Consider the following 18,969-nt stretch of genomic DNA (forward strand, 5'->3'; position numbering starts at 1 on the left):
TTAGTGAGGGATGACGGGGATGATGATCGGCACGACTGCTGCCACGAGGCCGCCGAGGCCGCCGCCAATGAGCGGACCGACCACCGGGATCCAGGAGTAGCTCCAGTCGCTGGAGCCCTTGCCCTTGATGGGGAGCAAGGCGTGCGCGATGCGGGGGCCCAGGTCACGGGCGGGGTTGATGGCGTAGCCGGTGGGGCCGCCGAGCGAAACACCGATACCGACGACCAGCAGGGCCACCGACAGCGGGCCGAGCCCGGAAGGCGTCCCGCCGAAGGTCAGGATAACGAACACGAGGACAAAGGTGCCGATGATCTCGGTGATCAGGTTCCACTGGTTGGAGCGGATCGCCGGGCCCGTGGAGAAGACGGCCAGCTGACTGGCGGGCTCCTGCTCGAGATCAAAGTGCTGCTTGTGGGCCAGCCACATCACGACGGCGCCGAGGAAGGCACCGGTCAGTTCACCGCCGAAGTACGTCAGGGTCGAGGCGAAGTCAACCGGAACACCGGGGGCGTACAACTTCTTGCCGTTGACCAGCAGGCCAAAAGTCACGGCCGGGTTCAGGTGCGCACCTGAGATGGAAGCAACATAGACACCGGAGAAGACGGCAAGGCCCCACCCCCAGGTGACCATGAGGAACCCGCCGTTATTGCCCTTGGTGCCTTTGAGCGCAACGTTGGCCACAACGCCGCAACCCAGCAGGGTCAGCATGGCGGTACCGAATAATTCGGATAGGAAAACTATTCCAAGAGACATCTTTGACTCCTCTATTTTCTGTTGTCGGCCTCCGCGAGTTTGGAAGCCGTTGGGCCGGCAGCATGTTCGTGCTGCCGGCCGGCCACTGCGCCGGCCGCCAGGGCGGACCGCGCAGTGCTTGCACCCGGGCTTCCCTGCCCGGGCACGCAAGCAATATCAGGCGACCAGGCTGTGGACCCGGACACCGTGGAACCGCTGTAGCACCTCCTGTGCGTGGCTGATCTCTGAGGCCCGGCGTGCCGCGTCCCAGCCGAGCGGTCCGGAAAGGATGTCCGCGACTTCGTTGAGCAGTTCCCCTGTCACCAGGCCGCGAAAAGCCAGGGACGTGCGGCGGATGAGGACGTCCACGAGGTGCCCGATCTGCTCATGGGCGGCCATGAACTCCAGTTCCCGGGTGCTCAGCTCGCGGGTGGAATGCAGCAGCCGGTCCGGCTCGCCGGCCGCGGCCCCGTCCAGGAAGCGGATGACTTCTTCGGCACGGGTCCCGTAGCGGGTCAGCAGCCCGGTGACGCGGGCGGCGTCGCGGCCGGCCGACATGTGGGCCTTGATCCAGCGCTGGACGCCGTCCTCGCTGTCCGGGAAGCCGGCGCCGCCGCCGATGGCGAGCTTCGCCGTCGAAACCTTCCGTTCCATACCGAGTTCGGCCAGGACGTCGTTGCTCAGGTGCTCGGCGAGGGCCCGGAACGTGGTCCACTTGCCGCCGACGAGGCTGAGGACGGCGCCGCCCGCCGCCGCACGGCGTTCGATCCGGTAGTCCCTGCTGACGAAGCCGGGCTGGGTCGCGTCGTGCTTCGGAAGCGGGCGAACACCGGAGAACGAGTAGACAATCTGGTCCCGGCCCACCGGGATGTCCGGGAACACGTGGCCGATCAGGTCAAAGAAGTAGTCGATTTCCGCTTCGGTGCACACGGCGTCCTGGGCCATGTCGGCGTCGACGTCGGTGGTGCCGACCAGGACGCGGTCCCCCATCGGGTAGATCAGTACGATCCGGCCGTCGGTGTGCTCGAAGAAGATTTCGCGGCCGTTGCACGCCGCGAGCAGCTCCGGATGGTCCAGCACGATGTGCGAACCCTTGGTTCCGCACATGAACGACGACGCCGCCCCCATGGCCTCGTTGGTCAGGTCGACCCAGGCGCCGGTGGTGTTCACGACAACGTCGGCAGTGAAGTCGAACACCTCACCGGTCAGTTCATCGCGCAGCTGGACAGTGGTTCCGGGGGTGCTGGGGGTTCCGGGGGTTCCGGAGCCGCCCAGCGAGACCAGGGAGACGTAGTTGCTGGCGCGGGCGTGGCCGTCCGCGCCGCCGGCCTTCTCGCCGTCCTGGAGCACGTCGAGGGTGAGGCGCTCGGGGTTGTGGACGGAGGCGTCGAAGTACGTGGCCGCGTACTTGATCCCGGGGTGCAGGCGGGGCAGCTCGGCGAGGGCGCGTTTGCGTCCGCGGAACTGGTGGCGCGGAACCGTGCCGCCGTCGCGGGAGAAGAAGTCGTACATGCTCAGGCCGAGCTTGATCAGGAACGCCCCGCGTTCGGTGTGCTTGCCCTGCTTGTGGGTCAGGAAGCGCATGGGGGCGGCCAGGACCCCGGAGAAGGTGCTGAAGATCGGGATCGTGGTCTGCAGCGGCTTGACGTAGTGCGGCGCGATCCGCAGAAGCCTGTTGCGCTCGGTCACCGACTCCTGGACCAGGCGGAACTCGCCGTTTTCGAGGTACCGGATACCGCCGTGGATCATGTGGGAAGAGGCGCCGCTGGCACCCTGGCAGTAATCGCCGCGCTCAACGAGCGCCACATCCACGCCCTGCAGCGCCAGGTCACGGAACGTTCCGACCCCGTTGATTCCGCCTCCGATGATCAGAACCTGCGCGTGCCGCCGCGTCCGCAGCTTCTGCACCGAGGCGCGATCGTTCGCCGGTGTGCCGACTGAGTCCTTCTGTCCCAAAATTGCTCCCTTGGGTTTGATTCTGTGCGGCACGCCCGTGGCGCGGCGCCGTTCAACACTATTCTTTGGACTAATGGAAAATGGAGTCAAGCACTATGCACAAACGTGCAGATGGGAAATGTCATGATGCAATCACGCCAGTCCGACGCCCTCCGCGCGGCCCAGCTGTATTACCTGCAGGACCTGACCATGGACGCCATCGCCCGCGAGCTCCGGACGTCCCGGTCCACGGTTTCCCGGCTGTTGTCCGCGGCGCGCGATTCGGGTCTCGTGCAGATCCAGATCCGCAGCCCGCTGGACACCGGGCCCGAACTCGAGGGCATGATCCGCGCCGAATACAAGGTGGATGTCCATGTCGTTCCGGTGGTGGACACCCTCAATGAGGCGGAAACACTGGACCGTGTGGCCATGCAGGCCGCCCGGACGATCGGACCGCTGGTGGACTCCAACGCCATCATCGGCGTCGCATGGGGCTCCACCTTGAGCGCCGTGAGCCGGCACCTGACGCGCAAGATCACCCACGACAGCGTGATCGTCCAGCTCAACGGCGCCGGGAACATGCAGACCACCGGCATCACCTATGCCTCGGACATCATGAGGCGGTTCGGCAGCGCCTACGGAGCACGGGTGGAACAGTTTCCCGTGCCGGCCTTCTTCGACCACGCCGCGACCAAAAGGGCCATGTGGAATGAGCGGAGTGTTCAGCGGATCCTGGAGCTGCAGGCCCGGATGAGCATCGCGATCTTTGGTGTCGGATCGGTCGACGCCGACTATCCCAGCCACGTTTACGCCGGCGGCTACCTCGATGAAGACGACTTGAACGTCCTGGCGAACTCCGATGTGGTGGGCGATGTTGCCACGGTGTTTTTCCGCGCCGACGGGTCCTCGGACGGCATCACGCTCAACGCGCGCTCCACCGGCCCGGACCTGGCCCAGCTCCGCCAGGTCCGGCGCCGCATCTGCGTGGTGTCCGGTGCTTCCAAAATCAACGGGCTCAGGGGCGCGCTGGCGGCAGGACTGGCCACCGACCTGATCCTGGACGAGGCCAGCGCCCGCAGGCTCGTCCGGTTCGACGGACTGGGCTGAGCGGTTGCGGGCACCGTGACCGGCGCGGCCGGCGGCAACGGCGGTCCGGCACTCGCCAGCGCCAGTGGGTAAAGTCTTTGTCATGAGACTCTCCCCCCGGCTGACCCTGAACAACGGCGTATTGATCGACCGGCTGGGGTTCGGGCTGTACAAGGTCCCCCCGGCCGACGCCGCCAGCCTGGTGACCATGGCGGTCGAGACCGGCTACCGGCACTTCGACACCGCCGCCATGTACGGCAACGAGACGGGCGTCGGCAAGGGAATCGGTGCCCTGTCCGGATTTGAGGGCACCGGCGGCGGGCCTGGGGAAACCGCACCCTACGTTTCCCGCGAGGACCTCTTCATCACCACCAAGGTCTGGAATGACGACCACGGCTACGACGCCACCATGCGTGCGTTCGACACCTCGATCTCCAACCTCGGCCTGGAATACATCGACCTCTACCTGATCCATTGGCCGTGCGCGCGCCGTGGCCTGTTCCCGGAAACGTACCGGGCCCTGGAGACGCTGTACCGCGAGGGCAAGGTCCGCGCAATCGGCGTCTCCAACTTCCAGCCGCAGCACCTGGACCGGCTCCTGGAAACGGCGGAGGTGGTGCCCGCCGTGAACCAGATCGAACTTCATCCCTGGCTGCAGCAGGATGAACTGCGGGAAAAGCACGAGCTGCTGGGTATCCGCACCGAGGCGTGGAGTCCTTTGGGCCGCGGCCAGGTCCTGAAGGACCCCGTGATCCTGGCCCTGGCGGCCGAACACGACCGCACGCCGGCACAGATCATCCTGCGCTGGCACCTGCAGCTGGGCAATATCGCCATCCCCAAGGCCAGCTCGTCCGGGCGGATCCGTGAAAACTTCGAGGTCTTCGACTTTGAGCTCTCCCCGCTGGATATGACGGAGGTCGGCGGCCTCGAACGCGGCTTCCGGACCGGCTCCCACCCCGACAACGTCGCATAGGATTCGAACCAATGGAACAAGTGGATACCGGGTCCTCACGCACGCCCCTCTTCAGCGGCGGACTCGACGCCCGCACCCGGGCCGCGTCCGTTGAGGTTGACGGTGCCCGGATCGCGTACTGGGTCTACGAACCCGCCGAGGTCACCCCCGAAACGCGCACCATCCTGGTGGTGCACGGGTTCCGCGGCGACCACCACGGCCTGCTCCGGGTAGCCGACCAGCTGACGGACATGCGCCTGATCATGCCGGACCTGCCGGGCTTCGGCAGCTCGGCCGCCTTCGCGGGAACCGGGCACAGCGTTGCCGGCTACAGCCAGTTCCTGGGCGGTTTCATGGCTGCTCTGGGACTGGGCGCGGACACGGTCCTGCTGGGGCATTCGTTCGGTTCGATCATTGCCAGCCATTTCGTGGCGGCCAACCCCGGTGCCGTGGCCGAGCTGATCCTTGTCAATCCCATCGCGGCGCCCGCCCTCGAAGGGCCCAAGGGCCTGATGACGAAGCTCGCGGTGCTCTACTACGAGGCCGCCGCACGCCTTCCCCAGCGGCTCGGGCTGGCCCTGCTGCGCAGCCAGGCGATCGTGCGGGTGATGAGCGTGACCATGGCCAAGACCGGGGACAAGGACATCCGCCGGTTCGTGCACGCCCAGCACAGCGCCTATTTTTCCTCCTTCGCGGACCGGGACAGCCTGCTTCAGGCCTTCAAGGCCTCGGTGGGCAGCAACGTCACCGAGGTGGCCGGCGACCTGACGCTGCCGGTGCTGCTGATCGCGGGCGAGAAGGACGAGATCGCCATGCTGGCGGACCAGCACAAACTCGCGGCGCGGCTCCCGGACGGGAGGCTGGAGGTCATTCCCGGCGTCGGGCACCTGATCCACTACGAAACCCCCGTGCCCGCTGCCCGCTACATCAGACGCTTCCTAAAGGACCACGCCGCGTGAAAATTCTCATTGATGCCCGCTTCACCCGGCTGGACCACCACGACGGAATCAGCCGTTACGGCGCCAGCCTGATCGCGGCGGCCGCCAGGATCGCCGACGTCTCGATGCTGATCAGCGACACCCGCCAGCTCGCGCTCCTGCCCGATGTTCCCTACACCCTGATCAACAGCCCGCTGTCCCCGGCCGAACTCTTCGTGGCGGCCAAGGTCAACAAGCTGGGCGCCGACGTGGTGGTATGCCCCATGCAGACCATGGGCAGCTGGGGCCGGAAGTACGCCCTGGTGCTGACCCTGCACGACCTCATCTACTACGAGCACCCCACCCCTCCCGGATTCCTGCCGGCCCCCGTCAGGGTCCTGTGGCGCCTGTACCACAAGGCTTTCTGGCCCCAGCGGCTCCTGCTGAACCGGGCGGACATCGTGGCGACGATCAGCTCCACCACGGCGGCCCTGATGGCCAAGTACCGGCTCACCCGGCGTCCTGTCAGGATTGTCGGCAACGCCCCCCAGCACGGCCACACCCCGCGCGATCCCGGGGCGGGGGCCGACAAGACGCTGCTCTACATGGGTTCCTTCATGCCCTATAAGAACGTGGAGACCATGGTCCGCGGCATGGCGGAGCTCCCGGACATGACCCTGCATCTGCTCAGCCGCACCACGCCCGAGCGGCGGGCCGAGCTCGAGGCCCTGGCTCCGGAGGGCGCAAGCATCGTCTTCCACAACGGGGTGACCGACGCCGAGTATGAGGCCCTCCTGGCACGCACCACCGCCTTGGTCAGCCTGTCCCGGGCCGAGGGCTACGGACTGCCGCTCGTCGAGGCCATGTCCCACGGCACGCCGGTGATTGCCAGCGACATCCCGATCTTCCGGGAGGTCGGTGACGATGCCGTCACCTACGTGCATCCGGACTCCCCGGCGGAGTTTGCCGAGGCGGTGCGCACGCTCGAGGACCCCGCCCTGTGGAAGGCCCGGTCCCGCCGTTCAGTGGAGCGGGCCGCAGACTTCAGCTGGGATGAGTCGGCGCGGCGGCTCGTGGCCGTCGCCGAAGAGGCCGTCGCGCTCCGGAACCGGCCCCGCGACCGGAGATAGCCGGAACGGCTGTAAGTGGCCGGCGCGGAGATCCGCTCCGCGCCGCACCCAAAGCGAGGCCGGGATGACGCCGGCGCCACGGTCCCGACCACCCATTTGCCGCGGAGGGCCGCAATACGGAGCCTCATTCCGGCCATCTGCGGCGAATGGCCGCCGGCCTGCGGGCCTGTTGCGGCGTGCGCGCCCTTTGAATAGAGGGACCGCCGTGCCGGTGGGGCCATGTGAGCCGCGGAGACGCAATGGAGGGTCCTAGAGGACGTCGACGCCGTCCAGGCGCAGTTGCACCGGGTCGTCGCTGCGCTTGGCTGCGGCCGCCGCCTTGACGGCCCGCATGACGGCCGTGGCAGCCGCGGCCTGGGCGTAGGGGATGAACAGCAGGGTCCGGACCTCCTGGCCGGAGTCCCGGGGCACAGCATTCCGGGGCACAGCATCCCGGGGCACAGTATCCCGCGTCGCAGCATCCTGCGGCGGCGTGCGGCCTGCCCCCGCGGCCGCCGGCAGAATGACCGGCGCGGGCCCGGCCGTCCGGAGGACGGTTCCCTGCGCCGCCAGCCGCTGCTGGATGGCATCCGTGAAATGGCCGACGGCGGTCCTGCCGCCGGTGACGGAAGCGACCCGCACGGCGGGCGGCAGCTGCAGCTCCTGCCGCAGTGCCAGTTCCCGGCTGGCGTACCCGGCGGGATCCCAGCGCAGCAGGGCGCCAACCCCGGCGGCGTCGTCGGCCGTGATGACCACCAGGCCTCCCTCGGAAGCGGGCCGCACCAGGGCCGCGGCGTTGAACCAGCGGCGGACCGCGTCCTCCCCCGCCCTCAGGTTTTCCCGGCGCAGCAGCGAATCGCCGTCGAGCAGCAGGGCCGCGGCGTACCCGCCGAAGGCCACGGGTTCGGCGCCGACGGTGGCCACCACCAGGGCCGCGGTCTCCGCAACGGTGGCCTTGATCTGGTCCCCGGAGGAGGTGATGACCGGTTTTCCCGGAAACGCCCGGCCCAGCTCCTCCGCGGTGCGGAGGGCTCCCGTGGCGCCGCGCCTTAGCCTGGCGCCGTTGCACGTGCCGCAGCGCCAGGCCGGGGCCGGGGCCGAGCACCAGCGGCATTGCGGCACGGCGCTGCTCCCGCCCGGACCGGCGATCGCCAGCGGGCCGCTGCAGGCGGTGCAGCGGGCCGGTTCCCGGCAGGTGTCGCACACCAGCGAGGGGGCGTAGCCGGCGCGGGCCACCTGGACCAGGACCGGACCCCGTTCCAGGCCTTCCTTGGCGGCCCGCCAGGCCGCGCCGGGGAGCCGGGCGATCCGGGCGAGCGGGTCATGCTCGAGTTCGTAGCTGTCGGCCGTGTTCAGGACCCGCGGGACTGTCCGCCGCGCGACGGCCCGGTCCGCTTCCACGGCCTGGGCCCAGCCGGAGGCGACCAGCCGCTCCGTTTCGGTGCTGCGCGAATGGGCCGCGAGCAGGCACGCGGCCCCCTCCTGGCCCGCCCGGAGCAGGAGGACTTCGCGGGTGTGCGCGTACGGGGAGCGCTGTTCGATGTGGAGGTCGTCGCCGTCGTCCCAGCAGATGACGAGCCCGAGGTTCGGCACCGGCGCGTAGGCCGCGGACCGCGTGCCCACGGCGACCCCGGCGGCGCCGCTGAGCACGCGCAGGAAGCTGCGGTAGCGCGGCGTCTGGCCGTCGTCCGCGGTGAGCCGGGCGACGTCGCCGGCGGGAAGCAGTTCCAGCAAGGCAGATTCCACGCGGTCAAGGTCCCGGTAGTCGGGCACCACGACGACGGCGCCGCGGCCGGAGATCCGCACTGCGGCCACGGCTTCGGCGATCATCCGCGGCCAGCCGGCGGGCCCGTACCCCTGCAGGGCGGTCAGGACGGCCCGGGGCGACTCCCCCGCGGCGAGGTGGGCGAGGAATGCCGCACCGTTGCGGTACCGGGTCCAGATGCTGCCGGCGGCCGGCGACGGAAGCGACACGTCGGTCGCCAGACCGAACGTCTCAGTGCCGAACAGCGCGGGATCGAGCCGGCCGTCCGGGGCGAATTCCTTTTCCAGCTTGGCCATGCGCGGCGGCACGGCCACGCGCAGGACATCGCTGACCGTTCCGGCGTAGCGCGAGGCGATCCGGCCGGCGAGCTCGGCCACTGCGGGGGTCAGGACCGGGACGGCGGAGAGCACCTTGTGCAGCGGCACCAGGGGGTGGCCGGCGTCGGATCCGGCGGTGCGCTCCAGCAGGTATCCGGCCAGTTCCTGCCCGTTGAATTTGACCTTGACCCGGACTCCGGGCATGGCGTCGGCGTCGAGGGCGGCGGGGACGCTGTAGTCGAAAGGCCTGTCCAGGTGGGGCAGCGAGGACTCGATCAGCACCCGCGCCACCGGCAGGTGGGCCGCAAGGGCCGGCCCGGACGCTTCCGCGGCGGAGGCGGGAAAACCCTGGAGCAGGGACAGCTGCTGGGGTTCACCGGGCGCGCCGCCGGCAGGAATGGGACTCACGGCTCGCACCTCCCCTGAGGATCGTTCGACACATGCACTGTTTCCGAAATGCACTGTTTCCGAAATGCACTGTATTCCCAAATGCACTGTAGCCAGGCCACCGGAGGGCGGCCTGGCTACAGTGCATCACGCAGGACTGACAAACTCACTGTCAAAACAAACCGCCTGGACAGCATGGGACGGTTTGGCCGGGCCTTAGGCGTTGAAGAACGCCTTCAGCTCGTCCACCCGGTCCAGGCGTTCCCACGTGAAATCCGGGTCTTCGCGGCCGAAGTGACCGTGGGCGGCGGTCTTGGCGTAGATCGGGCGCTTGAGGTCGAGGGCGTCGATGATGGCCCGCGGGCGCAGGTCGAAGATCTCGGCGATCGCGGCGCTGATGCGGGCCGGGTCCACGGTTTCGGTTCCGAATGTCTCAACGTAGGTTCCCACCGGGCGGGCCTGGCCGATCGCGTAGGCGATCTGGATTTCGGCGCGCTTGGCGAGGCCGGCGGCCACCACGTTCTTGGCGACCCAGCGCATGGCGTAGGCGGCCGAACGGTCCACCTTCGACGGGTCCTTGCCGGAGAACGCGCCGCCGCCGTGGCGGGCCATGCCGCCGTAGGTGTCGACGATGATCTTGCGGCCGGTGAGGCCGGCGTCGCCTACCGGGCCGCCAATCACAAAGGCGCCTGCGGGGTTGAGGATGTTGCGGGTCCGTGAGGTGTCCAGGTTGGACAGTGCCATGACCGGCCCCACCACGTGCTCGGCGAGGTCGGCCCGGAGCTGGTCCAGGCTGGTGCCTTCGGCGTGCTGGCTGGAGATGACGACAGTTTCGACTGAGACCGGGCGGTCGCCGTCGTAGCCCACGGTGACCTGGGTCTTGCCGTCCGGGCGCAGGTAGGCGAGTTCGCCGTTCTTGCGGACCTCGGTCAGGCGCTCGGAGAGCCGGTGCGCGAGCCAGATCGGCACGGGCATGTAGGACGGCGTTTCGTCGCTGGCGTAGCCGAACATGAGTCCCTGGTCGCCGGCTCCCTGGAGGTCGTAGTCGTCCTCCTGGCGGCCCTCACGCGCTTCGAGGGAGTTGAACACGCCGCCGGCGATGTCGTTGGACTGCTGGCCGATGGATACCGAGACGCCGCACCGGGCGCCGTCGAAGCCGTTGGCCGAAGAATCGTACCCGATGCCCAGGATGGTCTCCCGGACAATCTGCGGAATCTCGACATAGGCATCGGTGGTGACCTCGCCCGCGACGTGGACCAGCCCGGTGGTGGCCAGCGTCTCCACGGCTACCCGGGACTCGGGGTCTTTGTCGAGCAGTGCGTCGAGGATCGCATCGCTGATCTGGTCACAGATCTTGTCGGGGTGGCCCTCCGTCACCGACTCGGACGTGAAGAGCCGGAGCGCGGCGGGCGTGGACCCGTGGAAGGCGGGGATGTGCAGCGGTAAAGTCACTCAACTACCTTACTGGTTGGATAACGGACGTCCGGCGGCGTGTGTCCCCGTGCTAAGGAGATGTTGGTTACGCCGGGCTACGCCGGCGGTACAGCCCGGCTCAGCTCGGCGCTGATCCGGTCGATCACGGCAGCCGCGACGTCGGATTTGGAACCCGACGCCTCTTGGGGTTCGGAGCCGTCACGGGAAAGGATGACTACTGTGTTCGTGTCCTCGCCAAAGACCAAGTCCCGGCCCACCTGGTTGACGACCAGCAGGTCGCAGGCTTTCCGGTGCAGCTTGGCCCGGGCATAGTCCAGGACATCGCCGCCGGCATCGCCCGTCTCGGCGGCGAAGCCGACGATCAGCTGATTCCGGGACGCGGCGTCGCGGACCTCGACGAGTTCGCGCAGGATGTCGGGGTTGCGCACCAGGTTGATCACGGGATCGGCGACGTCGTCGCGCTTCTTGATCTTGGTCCCGGCGACGTCCGCCGGCCGGAAGTCCGCGACCGCGGCGGCCATGATGACGACGTCGGAGTCGGCGGCCGCGTGCAGCGCCGCCTCCCGCAGTTCCAGGGCCGTTTCGACCTGGACGATTTCGACGCCGGCGGGCGCCGGGACTTCCATGTGGGCGGCCAGCAGGCGGACGCGGGCTCCGGCGTCGCGGGCCGCGGCGGCCAGGGCCACGCCCTGCTTGCCGGAGGAGCGGTTGCCGAGGAACCGCACGGGGTCCAGCGGTTCCCGGGTGCCGCCGGCACTGATGGTCACCGTCAGTCCGGCCAACGGCGTAACCGCCGACTGCGCCGCTGCAGGCACGGCGGCCAGGGCAGTTGTCACGTCCGGGTCAACGGCCGGCATCGCCGCGGAAGTTGCGGAAGCGTTGGCGGCGGTTGCTTCGGCGCCGGCGAGGGCCATGGCGGCGGTGAAGATCGCCTCCGGCTCGGGCAGGCGGCCGGGACCGGAGTCGGCGCCGGTCAGCCGCCCGCTCGCGGGTTCGAGGACAGTGACGCCGCGGCTGCGCAGGGTTTCGACGTTGGCCTCGGTGGCGGGGTGTTGCCACATTTCGGTGTGCATGGCCGGGGCCATGAGCACCGGGCATTCGCCGGCCATCAGCAGGGTGTTGGTCAGGAGGTCATCGGCCTGGCCGGTGGCCGCGCGGGCCAGGAGATCGGCCGTGGCCGGGGCCACGACGATCAGTTCGGCTTCGTGGCCGAGCCGGACATGGTTGACCGTGTGGACGGCGTCGAACACGCTGTTGCTCACCGGGTGCCCGGACAGGGCCTCCCATGTGGCGACGCCGACGAAGCGGGTGGCCGCCTCGGTGGGGATGACCGTGACGTCATGCCCGGCTTCAGTAAAAAGCCGGAGGAGCGATGCCACCTTGTAGGCGGCGATCCCTCCCCCGACTCCGAGGACTATGCGCACGTGATCTCCGTCAGCAGGCAGTCTGTTTACTTGGCTCTTCCCGCGGAGGGAATTACTCTGCGGTTTCGATCGGCGTGGAGACGAGCTTGCCTTCGTTGATCTCGCGCAGGGCGATCGACAGGGACTTCTCGTTCAGCTTGGTGTCGACCAGCGGGCCAACGTACTCAAACAGGCCCTCATGCAGCTGGGCGTAGTACGCGTTGATCTGGCGTGCGCGCTTGGCACCAAAAATCACCAGTCCGTACTTCGAGTCGGCGGCCTTCAGCAGCTCGTCGATCGGCGGGTTGATGATGCCTTCAAGGTTCGTGGACACGAATTCTCCAAATTCTAACGGGCCGGTACGTCCCGGCGCCTAGCGCGGGTTCGGGGTCAGCCCCATGAGTGAAACAAGCTCGTCCGCTGCCCGACGAACGTCATCATTGATGACGGTGTGGTCGAACTCCGGTTCAGCGGCAAGTTCTAGTTTAGCGGTTTCCAGCCTCTGCTGCTGTTCTTCGGCGCTTTCCGTGCCGCGGCCGACCAGCCGGCGGACCATTTCGTCCCAGCTCGGGGGCGCCAGGAACACAAACTGGGCATCCGGGACGGCCTGCTTGACCTGCCGGGCGCCCTGCAGATCGATCTCCAGCAGCACCGAGCGGCCCTCGGCAATGGCGGCGTCAACCGTGCTGCGCAGCGTGCCGTAGCGGTTCCGGCCATGGACAACGGCCCACTCGAGCAGTTCGCCGTTTTCGACCAGGGAATCGAATTCCTCGGCCGATTTGAAGAAGTAGTGGATCCCGTCCTGCTCCCCCGGCCGCGGCGGACGCGTGGTGGCCGACACGGAGAGCCAGACGCCGGGGTAGTTGTCCCGGATGTAGGTGGACACGGTGCCTTTGCCAACAGCCGTCGGGCCGGCGAGGACTGTCAGTCCCGGTTTCTTGCTCACATATTCCTTTGGGCGGTGGTGGGCAGCTCGGCGGACCGGGCTACTTGTCGTCAATAAAATCTACCAGCGCCCGGCGCTGGTGGATTCCCAGGCCGCGGACCCGTCGGGATTGTGCGATGCCGAGCTGGTCCATGATGGCCGCCGCCCGGACCCGGCCGATCCCGGGCAGGGCCTCGAGCAGCTCCACGATTCTCATGCGGGCAATGGCGTCGTCGGATTCGCCTGCACTGATGACATTGGCGATGGTCAGCTCGCCCGTCTTGAGCCGCTCCTTTGCCTCGGCCCTGGTGGCTCTTGCGGCAGCGGCCTTGCGAAGGGCGTCGGAACGCTCCTGAGGAGTGAGTGGTCTCAAACTCACGGAAGGCCTCCCTGCATGGCGGGACGGGGCACTCATGCCCTTGCCCCGAACCTACCGTCAGGCGGCGGCAGAAATCAATGGAAATCTGCGCGCCGGCCAGTTCGGGAACGGGAAAAGCGCAATCCCGAACGGGACAGCCCCCCGGCCCGGGTCCGGCAGCTCCGGTCCCGGGCCGGCGAGGCGGCTGCCGCTAAGCCGCGAGGAGTGCGTCGAGGGTGCGCCGCGCGGCATCCCGGAGGGACTGCAGCTGCGGACCGGCGCCGAGAATCTCCCGGCTCGAGGTCCCCAGGACCTGGGGATAGGCCGCACCGAACGTGCGGCGCAGGTCCGCGGCCGTGGCGCCCTGAGCGCCCAGCCCCGGGGCCAGGATCGGCCCGCGGACCGCCGCCAGATCGATATCAAGTGCGGCGAGGGCCGAGCCCACCGTGGCACCGACCACCAGGCCCACGGAACCGAGCGAACCGTCATAGCGCTGGTTCTCCACCGCGGCCGCTTCCGTGATCCGCCGCGCGACGGAATCGGCCCCGCCGACGTGCTGGACCGAGGCGCCCTCCGGGTTCGAGGTCAGCGCGAGGACGAACACCCCGCGGCCGGTCCCGGCCGCCAGGTCCAGGGCGGGCCGGAGCGACTCAAAGCCCAGGTACGGGCTCAACGTCACCGAATCCGCGGCCAGGGACGAGCCGTCCCGCAGCCAGGCATCCGCGTAGGCGGCCATGGTGGAGCCGATGTCGCCGCGTTTGGCGTCCGCGATGGTCAGCACGGACGCTTCCGCCGCCGCGGCCAGGGTGCGTTCGAGCACGGCGATTCCAGCCGATCCGTGACGCTCGTACAGGGCCACCTGCGGTTTCACCGCGGCGGCGAGGGAGCCCACGGCCTCCAGCACGGTCAGCGAGAAGCGTTCCAGCCCGGCGGCGTCGTCAGTGAGCCCCCAGCGCTGCAGCAGCGCCGGGTGCGGGTCGATGCCGACGCACAGCGGGCCGCGGTCCGCCATGGCCCGCCCCAGCCGGGAGCCGAAAGTCTCCCGGCCGGCCGCCGGGGCGGTGGATGCCTCAGGCATCCTGGAGCGCCTTCAGGTTCGCGGCGTGTTCCTGCAGGCTCGTGACCGACCATTCGTAGGTGCGCAGCGCCTCGATGGCCTGGACGGCGGCGTTGAACTCGGCCACGGTGGTGATGCACGGGATCCCGATCGAGGTCGCGGCGGCACGGAGTTCGTAGCCGTCGCTGCGGGCCTCGCCGCCGGAGGGGGTGTTGAAGACCATGTCGATCTCGCCGGCGATGATGAGGTCGGCGATGGTGCCTTCGCCTTCGGCGCTGGAACCTTCGGCGACCTTCCGGACCGGGGTGGCCTGGATCCCGTTGCGGCGGAGCACGTCGGCTGTGCCGCCGGTGGAGACGATCTCGAAGCCGAGGTCCGAGAGCCGCTTGACGCCCATGATGACCGAGCGCTTGTCCCGGTTGGCCACCGAGACGAAGATCTTGCCCTCGGTGGGCAGGGCGTTGTTCGCGGCCGCCTGGCTCTTGGCGAAGGCCGTGTCGAAGTGCTTGTCGATGCCCATGACCTCGCCCGTGGAGCGCATTTCCGGGCCGAGCAGGGAGTCGACCACCTTGCCCTCCGGGGTGCGGAAGCGGCTGAACGGCAGCACGGCTTCCTTGACCGAGACCGGCGCGTCCAGCGGCAGGGTGGAGCCGTCGCCGCTCTCCGGCAGCATCTTGTAGGCGCTGCGGAGCTGGTTGATGGTGACGCCGGTGCCGATCAGGGCCGCGGCTTTCGCCATCTGGACACCCGTGGCCTTGGAGACGAACGGGACGGTGCGGGACGCGCGCGGGTTGGCTTCGAGGACGTAGAGCACGTCGGAGGCCAGGGCGAACTGGATGTTGATCAGGCCGCGGACGCCCACGCCCTCGGCGATCGCCAAGGTGGCGGTGCGCACCCGTTCCAGTACGTTGCCGCCCAGGGTGATGGGCGGCAGGACGCAGGCCGAGTCGCCGGAGTGGATGCCGGCCTCCTCGATGTGTTCCATGATGCCGCCGAGGTACATCTCCGTGCCGTCGTAGAGGGCATCGACGTCGATCTCGACGGCGTCCTCGAGGAAGCGGTCGATCAGGACCGGGTGGTCGGGGGTGATCTCGGTGGCGTTGGCGATGTAGCGGGAGAGGTTGGGCTCGTCGTAGACGATCTCCATGCCGCGTCCGCCGAGGACGTAGGAGGGCCGGACCAGGACCGGGTAGCCGATCTCGTCGGCGATCTTCTTGGCGTCCTCGAAGGACACGGCGGTGCCGTTCTTCGGCGAGACGAGCCCGGCCTTGTCGAGGACGCGGGAGAAGGCGCCGCGGTGTTCGGCCAGGTCGATGGCCTCCGGCGAGGTGCCGAGGATCGGCACGCCGGCGTCGGCGAGCTGCTGGGCGAGCTTGAGCGGGGTCTGGCCGCCGAGCTGGACGAAGACGCCCATGACCCCGCCGGTGCGCTCCTCGGCCGCGATGACCTCGAGGACGTCCTCCAGGGTGAGCGGCTCGAAGTAGAGCCGGGTGGAGACGTCGTAGTCGGTGGAGACGGTTTCCGGGTTGCAGTTGACCATCACGGTCTCGTAGCCGGCCTTGCGCAGCGCCATCGAGGCGTGCACGCAGGAGTAGTCGAACTCGATGCCCTGGCCGATCCGGTTGGGGCCGGACCCGAGGATGATGATGGACGGCTTGGCGTGCAGCGCAACCTCGTCCTCCTCGTCATAGGAGGAGTAGTGGTACGGGGTGTAGGCGGCGAACTCGGCCGCGCAGGTGTCCACGGTCTTGTAGACGGGACGGATGCCCAGGGCCTGCCGGACCCCGCGGACTACGTCCTCGGAGTTGTGGGTCAGCGCACCGATCTGTTCGTCGGAGAAGCCGTGGCGCTTGGCTCGGGTCAGCATCTCCGGCGTCAGCGCCGCGGCCTGGCGGATTTCGAGCGAGATCTCGTTCAGCAGCTGGAGCTGGTCCAGGTACCAGGGGTCGATCTTGGTCGCTTCGAAGAGCTGTTCCACGGTGGCGCCGCCGAGCATGGCGCGCTGCACCTGGTGCAGGCGCTCGGTGGTGGGACGCTTGGCCTTCTCGATCAGCTCCGCGACTTCCCATTCCGGGACGTGGCTGAAGTCCAGCTGGGAGCCCTTCTGCTCCAGGGAGCGCAAGGCCTTCTGCAGCGCCTCGGTGAAGTTCCGGCCCATGGCCATGGCCTCGCCCACCGACTTCATGGTGGTGGTCAGGGTGGGGTCCGCCGCCGGGAACTTCTCGAAGGCGAAGCGCGGGACCTTCACCACCACGTAGTCCAGGGTCGGTTCGAAGGACGCCGGGGTCTTCTGGGTGATGTCGTTCGGGATCTCGTCCAGGGTGTACCCGAGGGACAGCTTCGTGGCGATCTTGGCGATCGCGAAGCCGGTGGCCTTGGACGCGAGGGCGGAGGAACGGGAGACGCGGGGGTTCATTTCGATCACGACGACGCGGCCGGTGTCCGGCTCGACGGCGAACTGGATGTTGCAGCCGCCGGTGTCGACGCCGACCTCGCGGATGACCGCGATGGAGATGTCGCGCAGCCGCTGGTATTCGCGGTCCGTCAGGGTCAGCGCCGGGGCGACGGTGATCGAGTCGCCGGTGTGCACGCCGACCGGGTCGAAGTTCTCGATGGAGCAGACCACCACGACGTTGTCGTTCTTGTCCCGCATCATCTCGAGCTCGTACTCCTTCCAGCCGAGGATGCTCTCTTCGAGCAGCACCTCGGACGTGGGGCTGTACTGCAGGCCCTGGCCGACAATCCGGCGCAGGTCCCCCTCGTCGTAGGCCAGCCCGGAGCCCAGGCCGCCCATGGTGAAGGAGGGCCGGACGACCATCGGGTAACCGAGGTCACCGGCCGCGGCGAGTGCCTCGTCCATGGTGTGGATGATGTGGCTGCGGGCCGACTCGGCGCCGCAGCGCTCGACGACGCCCTTGAACTTCTCGCGGTCCTCGCCCAGCTCAATCGCGGCGATATTGGCGCCGATCAGCTCGACGTTGTACTTCTCCAGGACGCCGTTCTTGTCCAGCGCGATGGCCGTGTTGAGGGCCGTCTGGCCGCCGAGGGTCGGCAGGAGCGCGTCGGGGCGCTCCTTGGCGATGATTTTCTCCACCACTTCGGGGGTGATCGGTTCGATGTAGGTCGCGTCAGCGAACTCGGGGTCCGTCATGATGGTGGCCGGGTTGGAGTTGACCAGGATGACCCGCAGGCCTTCCTCCTTGAGGACGCGCAGCGCCTGGGTGCCGGAGTAATCAAATTCGGCCGCCTGGCCGATCACGATCGGGCCGGACCCGATGACCATGACGCTCTTGAGGTCAGTTCTCTTGGGCATTACTTCGTGTCCCCAGTCTTGGAATCGGTGGCAGTCTTTGTGCCGGTCTCTGTCTTTGAAGAAGCGTCCGCCATCAGCTCGATGAAGCGGTCGAAGAGGTAGGCGGCGTCGTGCGGGCCGGCGGCCGCTTCGGGGTGGTACTGCACGGAGAAGGCCGGAATGTCGAGGCAGGACAGCCCCTCGACGACGTCGTCGTTGAGGCTCACGTGGCTGACCTCGACCCGGCCGAAGCGCTCCTCGGGGGCCTGGGTGGCGCCGTTGAGCGGGGCGTCGACGGCGAAGCCGTGGTTCTGCGAAGTGATTTCGACCTTGCCGGTGCGGCGGTCCATCACGGGCTGGTTCAGGCCGCGGTGGCCGTAGCGGAGCTTGTAGGTGCCGAACCCGAGGGCCCGGCCGAGGATCTGGTTGCCGAAGCAGATGCCGAAGTACGGGATCTTCTCATCGAGCACCGAGCGCAGCAGCGCCACCTGGTTGTCCGCGGTGGCGGGGTCGCCGGGTCCGTTGGACATGAAGAAGCCGTCCGGGTTGACGGCCTGGACATCGGCGAGGGTTGCCGTGGCGGGCAGCACGTGCACCCGGACCCCGCGCTCGGCGAACCGTACGGGGGTCATGCGCTTGATGCCCAAATCGATGGCGGCAATGCTGAACCGCGGCTCGCCGTCCCAGCCGAAGTCCTTGGGCTCCACCGTGTATGCGGCGTCCACGCTGACTTCCTCGGCGAGCCGTGAGCCTTCCATCGGCGCGCTGGCCAGGACAGCGTCGACGAGTTCCTTGTCCGTGGCGCGGGCGGCGTCGCCGGAGAAGATGCCGGCGCGCATGGTCTTGTGTTCGCGCAGGTGGCGGGTGATGGCGCGGGTGTCGACGCCCTGGATGCCGACGATCCCCTGCTCGACAAGCTCGTCGTCGAGGGATCGCTCGGAGCGCCAGTTGGAGGGCCGGCGCGCGGCGTCGCGGACGATGTAGCCGGCCACCCAGATGCGGCGGGACTCGGCGTCGTCGGTGTTGACGCCGGTGTTGCCAATGTGCGGCGCGGTCTGGACCACGAGCTGGCGGGCGTAGGAGGGGTCGGTGATGGTCTCCTGGTAGCCGGTCATGCCGGTCGCGAAGACTGCCTCGCCGAGGGCCGTTCCGGTGGCGCCGTAGCTGGTGCCGCGGAAAATCCGGCCGTCCTCGAGCACGAGGACCGCGGGGGTGGATGCTGCTGCGGGTGCAGTGGGGTTAGCTGGCAATGATTCTTCTGTCACTGTTTTCTCTGACACTGCTGTTTCTGTCACTTCGT

Annotated in this window: 15 protein-coding genes; 4 read left to right on the forward strand and 11 right to left on the reverse strand. The window is 68.4% G+C overall.

Annotation, left to right across the window (positions count from 1 at the left end):
• Together AC1DKN_RS07525 and AC1DKN_RS07530 are read right to left on the reverse strand one after the other, a co-directional pair.
• Window positions 1-753 carry an MIP/aquaporin family protein gene (locus AC1DKN_RS07525; protein ID WP_476857068.1) on the reverse strand — a complete coding sequence of 251 codons (753 nt, stop codon included), beginning with the start codon at window positions 751-753 and terminating at the stop codon, window positions 1-3.
• Window positions 754-909: 156 nt separating this feature from the next.
• On the reverse strand, window positions 910-2,688 hold the full coding sequence (locus AC1DKN_RS07530; protein WP_476870908.1) for a glycerol-3-phosphate dehydrogenase/oxidase: 1,779 nt from the start codon (window positions 2,686-2,688) through the stop codon (window positions 910-912).
• Window positions 2,689-2,811: 123 nt separating this feature from the next.
• On the opposite strand from AC1DKN_RS07530, the gene AC1DKN_RS07535 reads away from it, so the two are divergent.
• The 4 genes from AC1DKN_RS07535 to AC1DKN_RS07550 all read left to right on the forward strand — a co-directional run bounded on the left by AC1DKN_RS07535 (window position 2,812) and on the right by AC1DKN_RS07550 (window position 6,752).
• Complete coding sequence (locus AC1DKN_RS07535; protein ID WP_476849289.1) at window positions 2,812-3,774, forward strand: sugar-binding transcriptional regulator; 963 nt, start codon at window positions 2,812-2,814, stop codon at window positions 3,772-3,774.
• A gap of 82 nt (window positions 3,775-3,856) precedes the next feature.
• Window positions 3,857-4,726, forward strand: coding sequence for an aldo/keto reductase (locus AC1DKN_RS07540; protein ID WP_476849290.1), 870 nt, complete (start codon window positions 3,857-3,859; stop codon window positions 4,724-4,726).
• A gap of 11 nt (window positions 4,727-4,737) precedes the next feature.
• Window positions 4,738-5,664 (forward strand): alpha/beta fold hydrolase, encoded by a 927-nt coding sequence (locus AC1DKN_RS07545; protein WP_476870909.1) that lies wholly within the window; start codon window positions 4,738-4,740, stop codon window positions 5,662-5,664.
• Complete coding sequence (locus AC1DKN_RS07550; protein WP_476870910.1) at window positions 5,661-6,752, forward strand: glycosyltransferase family 4 protein; 1,092 nt, start codon at window positions 5,661-5,663, stop codon at window positions 6,750-6,752. Before AC1DKN_RS07545 ends, AC1DKN_RS07550 begins: the two co-directional genes overlap by 4 nt.
• A 249-nt stretch (window positions 6,753-7,001) precedes the next feature.
• On the opposite strand, the gene AC1DKN_RS07555 is transcribed toward AC1DKN_RS07550, so the two are convergent.
• From AC1DKN_RS07555 to carA, 9 genes are all read right to left on the reverse strand, one after another.
• The gene (locus AC1DKN_RS07555) at window positions 7,002-9,221 is read right to left on the reverse strand and encodes a primosomal protein N' (protein WP_476870911.1); all 2,220 of its coding nucleotides are present in this window, start codon (window positions 9,219-9,221) and stop codon (window positions 7,002-7,004) included.
• 195 nt (window positions 9,222-9,416) lie between these two features.
• On the reverse strand, window positions 9,417-10,652 hold the full coding sequence (gene metK, locus AC1DKN_RS07560) for a methionine adenosyltransferase (protein WP_028276457.1): 1,236 nt from the start codon (window positions 10,650-10,652) through the stop codon (window positions 9,417-9,419).
• A gap of 77 nt (window positions 10,653-10,729) precedes the next feature.
• Window positions 10,730-12,058, reverse strand: a complete 1,329-nt coding sequence (locus AC1DKN_RS07565) for a bifunctional phosphopantothenoylcysteine decarboxylase/phosphopantothenate synthase (RefSeq protein ID WP_476870912.1) — start codon at window positions 12,056-12,058, stop codon at window positions 10,730-10,732.
• 52 nt (window positions 12,059-12,110) lie between these two features.
• Window positions 12,111-12,371 (reverse strand): DNA-directed RNA polymerase subunit omega, encoded by a 261-nt coding sequence (gene rpoZ, locus AC1DKN_RS07570; RefSeq protein ID WP_018773134.1) that lies wholly within the window; start codon window positions 12,369-12,371, stop codon window positions 12,111-12,113.
• A gap of 39 nt (window positions 12,372-12,410) precedes the next feature.
• Complete coding sequence (gmk, locus tag AC1DKN_RS07575) at window positions 12,411-12,983, reverse strand: guanylate kinase (RefSeq protein ID WP_028276459.1); 573 nt, start codon at window positions 12,981-12,983, stop codon at window positions 12,411-12,413.
• A gap of 40 nt (window positions 12,984-13,023) precedes the next feature.
• Window positions 13,024-13,341, reverse strand: a complete 318-nt coding sequence (gene mihF, locus AC1DKN_RS07580) for an integration host factor, actinobacterial type (RefSeq protein WP_028276460.1) — start codon at window positions 13,339-13,341, stop codon at window positions 13,024-13,026.
• Window positions 13,342-13,531: 190 nt separating this feature from the next.
• Complete coding sequence (gene pyrF / locus AC1DKN_RS07585; protein ID WP_476870913.1) at window positions 13,532-14,398, reverse strand: orotidine-5'-phosphate decarboxylase; 867 nt, start codon at window positions 14,396-14,398, stop codon at window positions 13,532-13,534.
• Complete coding sequence (carB, locus tag AC1DKN_RS07590; protein WP_459384934.1) at window positions 14,391-17,690, reverse strand: carbamoyl-phosphate synthase large subunit; 3,300 nt, start codon at window positions 17,688-17,690, stop codon at window positions 14,391-14,393. Before carB ends, pyrF begins: the two co-directional genes overlap by 8 nt.
• Window positions 17,690-18,949: a glutamine-hydrolyzing carbamoyl-phosphate synthase small subunit gene (carA, locus tag AC1DKN_RS07595; protein ID WP_476870914.1), complete on the reverse strand. Its 1,260-nt coding sequence runs from the start codon at window positions 18,947-18,949 to the stop codon at window positions 17,690-17,692. The genes carB and carA overlap by 1 nt, the downstream gene beginning before the upstream one ends.
• Window positions 18,950-18,969 lie beyond the last annotated feature (20 nt).

Source organism: Arthrobacter sp. 01N444, from assembly GCF_056399305.1.

Excerpts from the sequence above, each read along its gene's own strand:
- AC1DKN_RS07525 (WP_476857068.1), bottom strand. The coding sequence starts at position 753 with ATGTCTCTTGGAATAGTTTTCCTATCCGAATTATTCGGTACCGCCATG.
- AC1DKN_RS07535 (WP_476849289.1), top strand. The coding sequence starts at position 2,812 with ATGATGCAATCACGCCAGTCCGACGCCCTCCGCGCGGCCCAGCTGTAT.
- AC1DKN_RS07540 (WP_476849290.1), top strand. The coding sequence starts at position 3,857 with ATGAGACTCTCCCCCCGGCTGACCCTGAACAACGGCGTATTGATCGAC.
- AC1DKN_RS07545 (WP_476870909.1), top strand. The coding sequence starts at position 4,738 with ATGGAACAAGTGGATACCGGGTCCTCACGCACGCCCCTCTTCAGCGGC.
- pyrF (WP_476870913.1), bottom strand. The coding sequence starts at position 14,398 with ATGCCTGAGGCATCCACCGCCCCGGCGGCCGGCCGGGAGACTTTCGGC.
- carB (WP_459384934.1), bottom strand. The coding sequence starts at position 17,690 with ATGCCCAAGAGAACTGACCTCAAGAGCGTCATGGTCATCGGGTCCGGC.